The 13,828-nt window shown below is 68.8% G+C and carries 13 protein-coding genes and 2 pseudogenes; 8 read left to right on the top strand and 7 right to left on the bottom strand.

What is annotated here, in order from left to right; all coding sequences use genetic code 11:
* Positions 1–36: 36 nt before the first annotated feature.
* Positions 37–1,404, top strand: a complete 1,368-nt coding sequence (locus tag AQI88_RS06070; RefSeq protein WP_066993029.1) for a DUF2252 domain-containing protein — start codon at positions 37–39, stop codon at positions 1,402–1,404.
* 74 nt (positions 1,405–1,478) lie between these two features.
* Positions 1,479–1,661, top strand: a pseudogene (locus tag AQI88_RS44800) (DUF2252 family protein); the annotation flags it as partial.
* 15 nt (positions 1,662–1,676) lie between these two features.
* Here the strand turns inward: AQI88_RS44800 and AQI88_RS06065 are convergent.
* Complete coding sequence (locus tag AQI88_RS06065; RefSeq protein WP_066993026.1) at positions 1,677–3,326, bottom strand: alpha/beta fold hydrolase; 1,650 nt, start codon at positions 3,324–3,326, stop codon at positions 1,677–1,679.
* Positions 3,327–3,456: 130 nt separating this feature from the next.
* On the opposite strand from AQI88_RS06065, the gene AQI88_RS06060 reads away from it, so the two are divergent.
* Positions 3,457–3,729 (top strand): hypothetical protein, encoded by a 273-nt coding sequence (locus AQI88_RS06060; protein WP_066993023.1) that lies wholly within the window; start codon positions 3,457–3,459, stop codon positions 3,727–3,729.
* 19 nt (positions 3,730–3,748) lie between these two features.
* Here AQI88_RS06060 and pspAB read toward each other — a convergent pair whose 3' ends face one another.
* The 4 genes from pspAB to AQI88_RS06040 form a co-directional block, all read right to left on the bottom strand.
* The gene (pspAB, locus tag AQI88_RS06055) at positions 3,749–4,333 is read right to left on the bottom strand and encodes a PspA-associated protein PspAB (RefSeq protein ID WP_066993020.1); all 585 of its coding nucleotides are present in this window, start codon (positions 4,331–4,333) and stop codon (positions 3,749–3,751) included.
* A gap of 2 nt (positions 4,334–4,335) precedes the next feature.
* On the bottom strand, positions 4,336–5,214 hold the full coding sequence (gene htpX, locus AQI88_RS06050) for a zinc metalloprotease HtpX (RefSeq protein WP_066993016.1): 879 nt from the start codon (positions 5,212–5,214) through the stop codon (positions 4,336–4,338).
* A gap of 160 nt (positions 5,215–5,374) precedes the next feature.
* Positions 5,375–5,767, bottom strand: coding sequence for a hypothetical protein (locus AQI88_RS06045; protein ID WP_066993013.1), 393 nt, complete (start codon positions 5,765–5,767; stop codon positions 5,375–5,377).
* Between the two features lie 67 nt (positions 5,768–5,834).
* A complete protein-coding gene (locus AQI88_RS06040; protein ID WP_066993010.1) occupies positions 5,835–6,092 on the bottom strand; it encodes an SCO2583/SCO2584 N-terminal domain-containing protein in 258 nt (85 codons plus the stop codon).
* A 352-nt stretch (positions 6,093–6,444) separates the two neighbouring features.
* On the opposite strand from AQI88_RS06040, the gene AQI88_RS06035 reads away from it, so the two are divergent.
* Positions 6,445–6,690: a hypothetical protein gene (locus AQI88_RS06035; protein WP_066993008.1), complete on the top strand. Its 246-nt coding sequence runs from the start codon at positions 6,445–6,447 to the stop codon at positions 6,688–6,690.
* Between the two features lie 90 nt (positions 6,691–6,780).
* Here the strand turns inward: AQI88_RS06035 and glnA are convergent, their stop codons facing one another.
* Positions 6,781–8,190 (bottom strand): type I glutamate--ammonia ligase, encoded by a 1,410-nt coding sequence (glnA, locus tag AQI88_RS06030; RefSeq protein WP_066993006.1) that lies wholly within the window; start codon positions 8,188–8,190, stop codon positions 6,781–6,783.
* Positions 8,191–8,400: 210 nt separating this feature from the next.
* On the opposite strand from glnA, the gene AQI88_RS06025 reads away from it, so the two are divergent.
* On the top strand, positions 8,401–8,868 hold the full coding sequence (locus AQI88_RS06025; RefSeq protein ID WP_066993002.1) for an RDD family protein: 468 nt from the start codon (positions 8,401–8,403) through the stop codon (positions 8,866–8,868).
* A gap of 333 nt (positions 8,869–9,201) precedes the next feature.
* Here AQI88_RS06025 and AQI88_RS06020 read toward each other — a convergent pair whose 3' ends face one another.
* Positions 9,202–9,783, bottom strand: a complete 582-nt coding sequence (locus tag AQI88_RS06020) for a DNA-binding protein (RefSeq protein ID WP_079057434.1) — start codon at positions 9,781–9,783, stop codon at positions 9,202–9,204.
* Between the two features lie 282 nt (positions 9,784–10,065).
* On the opposite strand from AQI88_RS06020, the gene AQI88_RS45770 reads away from it, so the two are divergent.
* The 3 genes and pseudogenes from AQI88_RS45770 to AQI88_RS47460 form a co-directional block, all read left to right on the top strand.
* The gene (locus AQI88_RS45770; protein WP_159050301.1) at positions 10,066–10,266 is read left to right on the top strand and encodes a hypothetical protein; all 201 of its coding nucleotides are present in this window, start codon (positions 10,066–10,068) and stop codon (positions 10,264–10,266) included.
* A gap of 5 nt (positions 10,267–10,271) precedes the next feature.
* A complete protein-coding gene (locus AQI88_RS06015; RefSeq protein WP_159050300.1) occupies positions 10,272–10,544 on the top strand; it encodes a hypothetical protein in 273 nt (90 codons plus the stop codon).
* Between the two features lie 1,320 nt (positions 10,545–11,864).
* Positions 11,865–12,362, top strand: a pseudogene (locus tag AQI88_RS47460) (recombinase family protein); the annotation flags it as partial.
* Positions 12,363–13,828: the final 1,466 nt, after the last annotated feature.

Here is a 13,828-nt window from a genome sequence, read left to right as displayed (position 1 = left end):
CGGCAGACGCGGTTAACCGCAGAAAGAGGCCGCCGTATGAGCACGCCCGAGGACCGCGCCCACCGCGGCACCCCCGAGGACCGCGCCCGGCGCGGCAGACATGCCCGCAAGAAGGTCCCCCGCTCCGTGCACGCCCTGTGGGTCCCGTCCGCCGACCGGCCCGACCCCGTCGCCGTACTGGAGCGGCAGGGCCGTGACCGGCTCCCCGAGCTGCTGCCGATCCGCTACGGGCGTATGGCCGCCTCGCCGCTGGCCTTCCTGCGCGGTGCCACCGCCGTGATGGCCGCCGACCTCGCCGTCCAGCCGCACACCGGGCTCACCGTGCAGCTGTGCGGCGACGCCCACCTGCTCAACTTCGGGCTCTACGCCTCCCCGCAACGCGCCCTGCTCTTCGACCTCAACGACTTCGACGAGACCTTCCCGGGGCCCTTCGAGTGGGACGTCAAACGGCTCGCGGCCAGTGTGGCGGTGGCCGCCCGGGAGAACGGGCACAGCAGTGCCAAGGCGCGGGCCGCGGCCCAGGCGGCCGTCACCGGGTACCGGACCGCCATGCGCCGGCTGGCCGGACTCGGGGAGCTGGCCGTCTGGTACGAGCAGGTCGACGGCGAGCGCCTGCTGCCCCTCGTCCACTCCGCCCGCCGCCGGCGCCGTCTGGAGTCCAGCCTCACCCGGGCCCGCCGCCGCACCAGCCTGCACGCCCTCGGCAAGCTGACGGAGGTGGTCGACGGGCGGCGCCGGATCATCCACGACCCACCGCTCCTCGAACCCGCCGGCGCCCCGGACACGGCCTCCCTGCGCAAGACCTTCAGCGACTACCGCTCCACCCTCCCCGAGGAGCGCCGCCACCTCCTCGACCGCTACCGCTTCGTCGACGCCGCCCGCAAGATCGTCGGCATCGGCAGCGTCGGCCTGCGCTGCTTCATCGTGCTGCTCGCCGGGCGGGACGCCGACGACCCGCTGATCCTGCAGATCAAGGAGGCACGAACCTCAGTGCTGGAGGAACACCTGCCGAGCGGGCCATACGTCCATCCCGGGCACCGGGTGGTCGCCGGGCAGCGGCTGCTGCAGTCCGCCCCCGACATCTTCCTCGGCTGGATGAGCGGGCCGCAGGGCCGCGCCTTCTACTGGCGCCGGCTGCGCGACACGAAGGGCTCCGCCGAGGTCGCCGGCATGGACCCGGGCGACCTGCTCGCCTACGCCCGCCTGTGCGGCACCACCCTGGCCCGCGCCCACGGCCGTTCCGGTGACCGCATCGCCATCGCCGCCTACCTCGGTGCGGCCGATACCTTCGATCGTGCGGTCGCCGACTTCGCGCTGGCCTATGCCGACCGGACCGTCGCCGACCATGCCGCTCTCGGTGCGGCCATTGCGGCGGGTGTGGTGGCGGCGGAGCCGGGTGTGTGAGCGGGGCTGGGCCGTTCAGCCGTACTGCTTCAGCAGCCCGCCCGGCACCTGCGGTGTCAGATCCGCACGGCCCAGCTCGCGCCCACGGCCGTTCCGGTGACCGCATCGCCATCGCCGCCTACCTCGGTGCGGCCGATACCTTCGACCGTGCGGTCGCCGACTTTGCGCTGGCCTATGCCGACCGGACCGTCGCCGACCATGCCGCTCTCGGTGCGGCCGTTGCGGCGGGTGTGGTGGCGGCGGAGCCGGGTGTGTGAGCGGGGCTGGGCCGTTCAGCCGTACTGCTCCAGCAGCCCGCCCACGTACGCCTCCAGCCGCTCGCCCAGCACCTGCGGTGTCAGATCCGCACGGCCCAGCTCGCGCCACGGCCGGGCCAGCTTCTCGGCGTCGGGAAAGTAGGCCAGGGCGTCGAGCAGCCGCCAGTACAGGTGGTCGGGCCCGTCGGCGAGCCCGTGGCCGCCGCGCTCCTCGTACCGGTCCCGGAAGGCCAGGCCCTGCGCCGGGCCGTGCAGCAGGGCCAGTGCGGTCGAGCAGTGGGCGACGTCGAGGTCGGCGGGGCCCCACGAGGTCTCCACCCAGTCGACGACCCCGCTCACCAGCAGCCCGTCCCCGGCCCCCGTGAACAGCACGTTCCCGGGGTGATAGTCCCGGTGCAGGAAGCGGCCCCGGTACGGCGGCGGGTCGCGGCGGATCACGTCCACCGCGCGTGCCCACATCCCACCGCCCGGGGTGCGCAGCCGTTCCGGTGACGTCCATGCCTCATAGGCGCGCGGACGCTCCTCGGGGACGACGGCGTGGATGCGCACCAGTTGGGCGGCGAGCAGGTCCAGCCGCCGGTCCAGGGCCGCCTCGTCCTCCTGGTCCACCCGCACCAGGCCCGGCAGCCGGGTCATCAACAGGCTGGGGTGGTCGCAGTGTTCGGCGGTGGCGTCCACGGCGACCAGGGCCGGGGCGGGGATGCCCTCCTGCCCGGCGAGCAGGCCGAGGACGGACGCCTCCCGGGACAGCAGGCCCGGAGCGTGCCGCCGGAAGAAGGGCCGCACGAACGTGCGCAGCACCAGCTCCTCCCCGTCGTCCAGGGTGAGCCCGCGTATCTGCGCCGACCAGCCGCCCGTGAGCCGCCGCGAGCCGGCGATCGTACGGCCCCCGGGCAGTTGCTCGGCCACCCAGTTCCGCGTCGCCGCCCAGCCCTGCTCGTCCAGGCCGCTCAGCAGGGCGGTCGCGAACGCCCCGCGGTCCTCGGCATGGTCGCGGAACCACAGGCCCAACCGGTGCTCGGCGTCCGGGAGTTCGAAGCGGGTGTACTGGGAGCACGCCGACAGCGCCTCCTGCACGGCCTCCGTCACCTCCGGCGGGATGACCGCGTCCGTGCCCGGCACCGCCAGCACCGCCCGCCCCTCGTAGGCCCGCAGCACCTCCAGGCCGGGCGAGCCGCGCCAGCTGCCGGGGGTACGGATGATCTCGCTGAACCGGCCCCGGCCGTCACCGAAGGGCACGTCCCAGGCCTGGGGCGCGTACACGGCGGGTGCGCCCAGGCCGACGGCCGCCACCCGGCGCCCGTAGTGTCGTACGAGGTCCGCCACCGTCTGTCCGCTCATGCTGAACCCGACCAGGACCAGCGGATCCCGCGCCGGGGCATGCGCGTCGATCACCGCCACCGCCTGCTCGAACCGCCGCCGCAGGCTCAGCTCCGCGAGCTCTCCGGAGCTTTCCCCGTGCCCGGAGAAGTCGAAGGCCAGGGCGCGGCAGCCGTGCGCGGCGAACTCGGCGAGCAGCGGCAGCAACCGTTCCTTGCTGCCGTTGCCGGCTCCGTGCAGGAGGACGACGGTCGCCCGCCCGGGAGGGCCGGCGCTCACCGCGCTGAGCCGTTCACCGTCGTATACGCAGCTGAATTCCTCGTGTTCGAAGGGGAGTTCGCTCATCACGCCATTCACTCACGGCCACTGGGCCGCAGGGAAAACGAGGTGCACCCGTGGTGACGGTCTCCCTACCCTGAACAAACGGCGCGAAGCCGACACGCCCCCCATCCACACTCACCCACGGAGGTCCGTCATGACTGGCATCGTCGTCGCCGGGACCGTCGTCCTGGTGATTCTCGGATTCGGAAACCACACCTGGTGGCTCGCCGCCGCCGCGCTGCTCTATCTGTACGCGAAGCACGGCAGGGGCTCGCCCGCTGCGCCCCCGCCGTCCGGCCCGGGCGCGCTGCCCGACTCCTACCGGGCCTACCGCGAGCGCCGGGACCGCCAGGCCAAGTGGGAGCGCCGCTACCGCCGCGAGCGCCCCTTCGAGACCCGGCGTCAGGAGCGGGAGAAGAGCAGGTGAGCCCCAGGGGCGCCGCCGGTCACAGGCCGGGGGCGCCCCACACCGGGAACCAGCGGCTCAGGTCCTGCTCGGTCCTGAGGTCGTTCGCAAGGGCCGCCTTCACCTGCAGCTCCAGCGCGTTGTCCCGGCGTTCGGCTGCGCCGGGCAGCGGTGCGAAGGGGTAGAAGGTGCCGCGCTTGTAGAGGTAGACGAGGGCCAGCTTCCGGCCGGTGTCGTCCGCGAACGAGGCCAGGGAGCAGAGCAGCTGCGGGCCGAAGCCGTTGACTTCCATCGAGCTGTTCACCGCGTGCAGGTCGTTGACCAGCTGGGGCAGCTGGTCGGGGGCCCGCCAGGAGAGCAGCCAGGAGTAGCCGTAGTCGTCCTGGCTCAGTTCCACCGGGGAGCCGGCCCGGTCGGCGTCCGCGTCGAGCAGCGCCTGGACCTCCCGGTGGGTCTGTTCAAAGGCCGCGCCCTCGACCGTGGCGAAGCACACCGCACCGCTGCCGGTCGGCGTGAACCCGGCCGCCGCCTGGAGCGTCACGGCCGCCGACGGCAGCGCGAACAGCTGGTCGAGGTCGGGCGCGACCGGCTTCGTACGACCGAGCAGGATGTCCAGCAATCCCATGCTCAGTCCGCCTTCCCGGGGGCGGCCGCCTCGCCCAGCTCCGCGGAGATCCGGCCCAGCTGGTCCAGCCGCTGCTCCAGGGTCGGGTGGGTGGAGAAGTACTGCTCGATGCCGGGCTCCTTGCCGGTCGCAGGGGTGAAGTAGAAGGCGTTGAAGGCCTGGGCCGTGCGCAGGTCCTTGGTCGGGATCCGGGCGATGTCCCCGGAGACCTTGGTGAGCGCCGACGCCAGTGCCGAGGGCCGGCCGGTCAGGTGCGCGGCGGCCCGGTCGGCCGCCAGCTCCCGGTACCGGGACAGGGCCCGGATCAGCAGGAAGCTGATCGCGTACACGGCCGCCGAGACGCCCATCACCGCGGCGAAGACGACCGCGGTGTTCTGGTCCCTGCGGCCCCCGCCGAAGACCTGCGAGTAGAAGGCGAACCGCACGATCAGTCCGGCGATCACCCCGAGGAAGGACGCGATCGTGATCACGGCGACGTCCTTGTGCGCCACGTGCGACAGCTCGTGCGCGAGCACACCCTCCAGCTCGGCGGGCTCCAGCCGCCGCAGCAGCCCCGTGGTCACACAGACCACGGCGTGGTCGGGATTCCGGCCGGTCGCGAACGCGTTCGGCATGTCCATCTCGGACACGGCGACCACCGGCTTGGGCATGTCCGCGATCGCACACAGCCGGTCGACCACCGCGTGCAGCTCGGGATACTCCTCCCGCTCCACGACCCGCCCGCGCATGGCGAACATCGCGATCCGGTCGGAGAACCAGAACTGCGCCACGAACATCGCCCCGACCAGGACGACGACCAGCAGCCAGGACTTCAGCAACACGATCAACGCGACGACGAACGCCACGTACAACAGCCCGAGCAGGAACATGGTGACCGTCATGCGCACGGTCAGCCGCCGATCGCTCCTAAAGCGGCTCTGCATCTTGCATCACCCCGCAGTCAGGCACTCGTCCCGCTGTCCAGTGTGCACCTGCGGAATGCCATGAGGAGGTCGCGAGCAGACCTAGGGGCAGCAAAGGCTTCCGGCGCGCCCGGGCGCCTCAGCCCAGGCGACACCGGGCCTGCGCGAGCAGCTCCGCGACCTCGGCGTCCGCTCCCCACGACCGGACCCGCCGCACGGTCACCCCGGCCCGCGTCAGCAGCAGCTCGTCCGCGTCGCCGAGGCGCCTGATCAGCGGGGCCAGCCGGGCGCCCGTTTCCGCGTCCAGAGCCTCGGCGAGCCGTTTCCCGGCCCCGCTCGCGTACCGGCTGCGCCCAGTCCGTGCTCCGCACGGCCACCAGCGGCACAGGACGGCGGTCAGCGAGCGCCCGCCGTCCGCCCCTTCCCAGGCGGGGACGACGTACGGCGGCAAGGACAGCTCCTCCGTCCGTACGCTCTCGTCCAGCGCCGGCCAGACGGCCGGATCGGCGGTGTCGAGGACGTCTTGCAGCACGGCACCCGCGGCCGGCCGCCGTGCGGCCGCCGCCCCGACCCCGGCCTCCTCCTGGGCTCCCCGTCCCCTAATACGGGGAGCGCATCTGCGCGTACCCCAGCAGGACTATCACCGCGGCCACACAGCCGAGCACCACGACCGTCGACACCCACGACGACCGCCGGGGCGTCACCGGCTCCGGGTCGGCGCGGAACGGTGCGGGGTCCGGCGGGTTCTCCTTCCAGCGGGCGGCGAGCATCCGGGCCCGCGCCGAGGGCTCCTTATGCTCGGCTGAATTCGCCCATCTGTGATCGAACTCGCGCTCCCAGTCGTTCTGTTCGGTCATCCCCGTTCAACCTCTCTCGTCGGACAGAACCAGGGGGATGATCCCCCAAAAGTAGGAAGCCTGGGAAGCACGGAAGGTTGCACGGGCGGCCGCGGCTGCCCCGGCCTGCTGCGGCGCCGATCCCGCCCAGGATGCTGGGTGGTCGCCGGGCGGCTAGCATCTACAGGTGAGAGCCGCGCCACAGGGTGCGCCGGATGTGCGCAATCCCCGTATCGCTGGGGACTGAGAGCCCTGTTTCCTCTACCCGGGCGGCAACACCTACGACCACGCCGGGCATCGCGCTCCGGGACCGTGGCCATCCGTCTCGTGCCTCGACGAAGACCGCACGAGGGGGTGGAAGGAGGGCAGATCGATGAAAGCACATCGCGCGAGGCGTCTTGCCGCGGTGTCCGCCATCGGCGTTCTGATGGCGAGCGGGGTCGCGATCGGCACCGCCGGTACCGCGTCGGCAGCCACCCCGACCCAGGTCTCCACCAACCGGGGCTGCTGGTGGAACAACTGCTACTACGGCGGCTTCAACAACGGCTTCAACAACGGCTTCTTCGGCTTCAACAACGGGTTCAACAACGTCCCCGTGGTCGTGGTCGTGGTGAGCTGACGGCGGCGGCACCAGGACACGGCCGAGGGCCGTCACCCGGAGCGTTTCCGGGTGACGGCCCTCGTTCTCGAACCGCGCAGGGCGGTCCGATCACACGTCGAAGTAGAGCTCGAACTCGTGCGGGTGCGGACGCAGCTGCAGCGGGGCGATCTCGTTCGCGCGCTTGAAGTCGATCCACGTCTCGATCAGGTCCGGCGTGAAGACGTCGCCCTGGAGGAGGAACTCGTGGTCGGACTCGAGCGAGTCGAGGACGGCCGGCAGCGAGGTCGGGACCTGGGCCACGTTCGCGTGCTCCTCGGGAGCCAGCTCGTAGAGGTCCTTGTCGATCGGCTCGGCCGGCTCGATCTTGTTCTTGATGCCGTCCAGGCCCGCGAGGAGCAGGGCCGAGAAGGCCAGGTACGGGTTGCCGGAGGAGTCCGGGGCGCGGAACTCGACGCGCTTGGCCTTCGGGTTCGAGCCGGTGATCGGGATACGCATCGCGGCGGAGCGGTTGCGCTGCGAGTACACCAGGTTGATCGGCGCCTCGAAGCCCGGCACCAGACGGTGGTAGGAGTTCACCGTCGGGTTGGTGAAGGCCAGCAGCGACGGGGCGTGCTTGAGGATGCCGCCGATGTAGTAGCGGGCGGTGTCCGACAGGCCCGCGTAACCGGCCTCGTCGTAGAACAGCGGGTCGCCGTTGCTCCACAGCGACTGGTGCACGTGCATGCCCGAGCCGTTGTCACCGAAGATCGGCTTCGGCATGAAGGTCGCGGTCTTGCCGTTGCGCCAGGCGACGTTCTTCACGATGTACTTGAAGAGCTGGAGGTCGTCGGCCGCGGCGAGCAGCGTGTTGAACTTGTAGTTGATCTCCGCCTGGCCGGCGGTGCCCACCTCGTGGTGCTGGCGCTCGACCTTCAGGCCCTGCTTGTCCAGCTCCAGGGAGATCTCGGCGCGCAGGTCGGCGAAGTGGTCGACCGGCGGGACCGGGAAGTAGCCACCCTTGTAGCGGACCTTGTAGCCACGGTTGTTCTCCAGGGCGCCGGTGTTCCAGGCACCCGCCTCGGAGTCGATGTGGTAGAAGGACTCGTTCGCACTGGTCGCGAAGCGGACGGAGTCGAAGACGTAGAACTCGGCCTCGGGACCGAAGTACGCGGTGTCCGCGATACCGGTCGAGGCGAGGTAGGCCTCAGCCTTCTTGGCCACGTTGCGCGGGTCACGGGAGTACTGCTCGCCCGTGATCGGGTCGTGGATGAAGAAGTTGATGTTGAGGGTCTTGTCCCGGCGGAACGGGTCGACACGGGCCGTGGACAGGTCGGCGCGCAGCGCCATGTCGGACTCGTGGATGGCCTGGAAACCACGGATCGACGATCCGTCGAACGCCAGCTCCTCGTCCGGGTCGAACGCCTCAACGGGCACCGTGAAGTGCTGCATGACGCCCGGCAGGTCGCAGAAGCGGACGTCGATGAACTTGACGTCCTCGTCCGCGATGAACTTCTTGGCCTCGTCGGCGTTCTGGAACATCCAGCTCCTCCTACTCCCGACCGTCCTCGCCGGGGTGGTAGATCGTTCGTGCTGCCAGTGCGGTGGCACACGCTGGTCTCGACCCTAGGGACGGGTGATTTCTCGGGCGTGACCCATTTGTTTCGCAGAAGTTAACCGGCCACGGTTCCACCGTAGCCCCGACACACCCCTCGGCGCTGTGTCCGAATCCGGCCGCAGTACCGTTGTCGGGTGGACAACAGGCAAGCAATCGGATCGTGGCTGTCCGGGCCGCGCGCGGCCATGGAAGAAGCCGGTGCCGACTTCGGATACCGGGGCGAGCAGCTCGGCCTCCCGCAGGAGGGACCGAACTCGATCGCCCGGCCGGGCAGGCGCCTCGGGGCGCTGGCCGTGGACTGGGGTCTGTGCGTGTTGATCGCATACGGCCTGATCACGCACGGCAACAGCCCGGCTACCAGCAACTGGGCCCTGCTCGTCTTCTTCGTGATGAGCGCCCTCCTGGTCGGCACGATCGGCTTCACCCCGGGCAAGCGACTGTTCGGCATCCGGGTCGTGGCTCTGGAGACCGGCACGGTCAACCCGCTGCGTTCCCTGCTGCGCACGGTCCTGCTGTGCCTCGCGATCCCCGCGCTGATCTGGGACCGGGACGGCCGCGGCCTGCACGACCGGATCGCGAAGACCGTCGAGGTCCGCGCCTAGCGCTCCTCCTACGACGGAGGCCCGCGCCCAGCGCCCGCTCCTACGACGAAGGGGGCGCCCGGATCACTCCGGGCGCCCCCTTCGTCGTAGGAGGTGGGAGGAGGACTAGCGAGCCTTCGGGCCGCCCTTCGGCATCCGCATGCCCTTCGGCATCGGACCCTTCGGCAGCGTTCTCCAAGGTTGCCTTTGCGTTCACTCTGCGCGTCTAGCTTCTGACCTGGGCGAATGCTCGGGGAAGGCCCACGTACGGCGGCCCCCGTCCCGACCTGGTGTCGAGGGTGGGGGCCGTGTTGTGTGGCGGCGCGGACTACTGAATCTTGGCTGAGGGCCGCGTCAGCTGCGGACGTGCACTCCCCGACCCCAGAGTTCTTCCGCGTGCTCTGCGAAGCGTGACCACATGCCGCCGTCACCCTGTCGGCGCAGATGCAGGAGTGGGGAATCATGGCCCACGAGCCGGGCAAGGTGCGGAGTCACCAAGGCGTTGTGATCGAAGCGGAAGACGGACAGGGACACGTGGTTCACCGCGTCATCGGCGGCGCTGAACCGAGTCTCCAGGCCTTCCAGGGGCCCAAGCCGCTCCAGATGCTCCAGGCTGATCCTGATACGCGTGGACACGCTCAGCGTGACGTCCTCGATGGCCTCGCGGTTCCGGGTCACCTCGCCGTCCGGATCTCCCAGCAGGAACCGTACTCGACACCCGCTCTCGGCCTTGCGGCGAAGGGTGTCGGCGAAATGAGGCACCTGGGTCCAGAGGAAATAGTTGGTATAGCCAGCGAAGAACAGTTCTTGCGTGGCTTCGTCGACAAGATCGGCCCACACTGTCGAGGGGCAGGCGGATCGGTAGGGGTAGCTGTGGACTAGCTCACGGTCATGGCCTGTCTTCACGCGTTCCTGAACGGTCTTCGGCCAGATCATCTCTTCATCCACTCCCAGCGCACGGCAGGCGTCCGTGCGGTTCCTCGCGTGTGGCCTCAGTTCGGCATCCGCTAGCCAGCGTTCCACCTGCTTCACACTCACACCGATCCGGGCCGCGAGTTGCCTGGGCTTCATATCGGCGTCGGCCATAGCTGATCGTAAGGCGGCGTTCAAGGCTTCCCCCATGGACGTTTGGGCCTTCTTCGAGCCTAACGGCCGATTGTCCCAACCGTCCCTGCCCGCGGGGGAGATACGTCCACAAGGACGGGCCACGATCCCGCCATGACGAACCCGACAGTGGAGACCGACGCGCGTCAGCGGGAGTACACGACCTACGCCCCGGCCGGTGAGACGTGCCCGGCATGTGGTGTGCCGATCAAGAACCTTGAGAACTGCCGCCGGGGGTTGCTGGCTCGCCGGGACTCGTCTCCGATCGTGGTCTACTGGCACACGGCTTGCGCACCGAAGGGGGCGGGGCAGTGATCCCCATGGAGATCTACAAGAGCAGTAAGAAGGCTGCTGCTGACGCGCATGAGGTGCTGCGGCAGGCGCTGCTGGCGATCGGGATTCCGGCGCGGGACCTTGGCTGGCTGGCTCCCCGCGTGGCGCCGGACGGTCGTCCGATGGTGGCTATGGGGACGTGGAACGCTGACGTGGTGCAGAAGGTAGCGGCGCATCTGATGGCGTCACCTGCGCATGTCCAGACGACGCCGGACGGCCGTGTCGTGAGCGATCACGCCCGTGTGACACGGGACGAATGACCCCGGCTCGCTGAGGACGGCGAAATCAAGGCTCAGCGAGTCGGCTGCCCCGTCTGTGACTCCTCCCCCGTAGGGCCGTGGACGGGGCTCTCTGCTGTCTGAACGTGTGATGCCGTGGTGGTGCGCTTTGGGCACGCCGCCGGCCGTAGAGGCTTTTGGGCGGGAGCTGCCATGGGGTGAGTGAACAGGGGGCCTTACGCTGCTTGGCGGATCGGGCAGTCTTTGGGACCTGCCCGCAATAGCCCGATCGGCCCCCTGTTCTTCGAGGCTCGCCCCATGGTGGCTGCCTAAAAGCCTCGGAGGCCGTCGGCCCCAGCCACATCCCGGTGACCGGACTGGGCAAGGCAGTCGCCTTCAAGAACAGAGAAGAAGAGTTACGCCGATCCGGCCGGAGTGACGTTCGCACGCTCGGGGGTCGCTTGCGGTCGTTGCGCGGCTGCCGCCGGACCGGACCGGCCGAAGGCCGCACGCCGGGCCGAGCGGCAGGGCCGCGCGGCGCGCCGAAGGCGCGCCCTTGAGCAAGTAAAGAAGAGTTACTCCGATCTGGTCGCACGGCTGCTCCCTGTCTTCTCCCTGTTCGCCGGGAGAGCGGTGTGCCCTGGTACTGGCCGGGTTCCCGGGTGTGGTCCGGTGGTCGCTGCGGTCTGCGCGGGCTTGTGAGCATGCCCCCTGGGGTGGCTGCCTCGCTCAGGAGCTGATGGCCTGTCAGTGGCTGTGGGCGGGGACGTATTACGGTGCGGATTTCTACCGTCCCAGATGATTCATCGATCCTGCATGTCACGGAAAAGCACGAGCTTCCGGCGGTGGCAACTCGTATAATTCGAAGGCAAGTTGGCTGCGCCTGATCAGGGCGTACGCAGGATAAGCGCCCTGTAAGCGCAAAGGAGAGAAGTCATGAACACCCGATACCTACTTCCTGATTTGAGGCTCTGGAGGCCCCGTCATGTCTGTCGATTCCAGCGACAGTGCCACGTGCAAACCTTGCCCGTCCATCGCTTCGTCCCCTCCGGTCGGGTGGCCCGCCGTGTTGGCTCGCAAACAACGTCTACAAGCTCTCTCAGAGGCGGACCATAAGGGGGGAGGCGGACCAGGTAAGAGGAAACATTCGGAGCGACTGCGAGATCCCGTAGAGAAGAGCCCTGATCGCAAGGCCATTTGGCAGGCGACGGAGAGGCCGGGATCGCAAGCGGCGCATCGTCGGATACTGGAAATCCTGTTCGGGCCCGAGTAGCGCGATCATCACATACAGTTGACTGACCACATGGGTGACCCCGGCAGCGTTGGCGCGCTCCGGGGTCTGGCCAGTCTGGAGGGACTGACATGGGTAAGGCTCTCACATCGTTAGTCGATGGAGCAGCAGGGGCGACCACGCTTCGAGCGGTTGATTACCTGAGGGTTTCGACCGAAGACCAGGCCAAGGGCTACGGCGTCGCCTACACGTCAAAGAAGACCGCGCGCTACATCGAGCGCAAGGGGTGGGCTCATGTCGGCACCTACACCGACGAAGGCGTGAGCGGCAGCCTCGAGGCGCACCAGCGGGGCGACCTCAAGCGGCTCATGGGGGATGCCCACCGTGATCCTCGCCCCTTCGACATGGTGGTAGTGAACGAAGGCCGGGCCATCGGTCGTACAGGCCGGGCATTCTGGCGCTGGGTCTGGGACCTCGAAGAACTCGGGATCTTCGTTGCTGTCGTCAAGGACGACTACGACAATTCCACAGCCTCCGGACGCTCGAAGATGCGCAAAGATGCAGATTATGCGGAGGATGAGCGTGAGAATATTCGTAGCCGTACACAGGGGGGAATTCAAGAAAAGGCGGAAGAGGGCGGATTTCCTGGCGGGCAGGCTCGCTATGGATATCGGATCGCCAACAAAGGGAAGAAGGGTGAGCAGAGGCTCGTTATCGATTTATGCGACGGAGGGGAATGCTGCTCTCGGTCGTTTCCGTGCGTGAATCTCCATGAAGCTGTGGTGCTTCGCAGGGCGCGGGAATTCGCGGTCAGGTTCCGAGGGCGCTGGGAAACGGTGGCGCTGAGCCTCAACGCCGAAGGGCTGTTGACCCGGTCCGGTAAGCCTTGGAGTAGAGCTAATATCCGCTCGCGGTTGATGGATGAGGATCTGCTCAACGCCCGGTTCGTCTTCAGGAGCCCCAAGAACGCCGAGCTGGGACCGGACGGCCGTCCGGTGTGGGGCGAGTCCATCGTCATCGACCTGGACCCCGTCTTCACTCCGGAAGAGGTCGCCGAGCTCCGGCGAGCGACTGCCAAACTTGCTCGTGCCGCTGCGGGTCCCAGGCGGGTATACACGCTTTCGGGCCGGATCATGAGCCCTTGTGGCAAGCACTATGTGGGAGCCACTCGCGCTGAGGCGACAACTCGGCACTATCGCTGCACGGGCAAAGCCGAGGCCTACCCCGGCGCGCCCACCTGCTCCTGCTCCCAGATCAACGCAGGCGGCGTGGAGAAGTGGGCATGGATGGAAGTCTGTGAACTTCTCGGCGATGCCGAGCGCCTCCGGGCCATGGCTGAGGAGTGGGTGGGAACGACGGTCGGGCAGAACGTCGACCTGACGTCGAGGCTCGCCGAACTGGATCAGCACATCGCGGAGCAGAACGACACGATCGACGTCACGACTGTCGTGGTGACCAAACGGGAACTGCGCAAGGGGCGCACTCCGGAGGAAGCCGAAGCCGCCGTTGAGCGGGCCGTGAAGCCCTTGCTGGAGGAACTGGCACAACTGGAGAAGACGCGGGGAGAGGTTGCCGCTTGGCAGGTTGAGGTGGCCATGGGGGAGGAGCGCGCGAAGAACCTTCAGGCTCTCGCGGAGATGGCACACCACCGCCTGGAGGAGCTGTCCGGCGAACAACAGCAGGAGTTCATGGAACTCCTCAACATCCGTATCAAGGTGACCGGTCCTCCTCCGCCGATGCGCAAGGGGCTGGTCTGCTCGGTGGCGGAGTGGTTCCGGAAGAACGAACGCATGGTCCCCGATCTCACAGACGCGGCCTGGGATCGGGTCATGGGAACGGTTCGCTTCCCAGGCGGAGGTCCCACCCCGCGCCAGAAGGGCGGGCTCGCGCCGCGCGTCGTGTTGGAAGCGTTCTTGGAGAAGGCGCGGACCGGTGCCCGCTGGCCCGAACTCGAGGCGAAGTACGGCTCTACGGGCCTGCGCGGGCACTGGCGGCGCTGGACTGCGTCAGGCCTCTGGGAAGGACTCATGGAGGCCCTGGAGGGCTACGAAGGTACCCCTCCCGTTGATCCTCACCCCCTGCCGCCCATGGAGAT

Source organism: Streptomyces cellostaticus, assembly GCF_001513965.1.
Lineage (GTDB): Bacteria > Actinomycetota > Actinomycetes > Streptomycetales > Streptomycetaceae > Streptomyces > Streptomyces cellostaticus.
The sequence above is the reverse complement of the archived record's forward strand: the minus strand, read 5'-3'. Positions and strand labels throughout refer to the sequence as shown.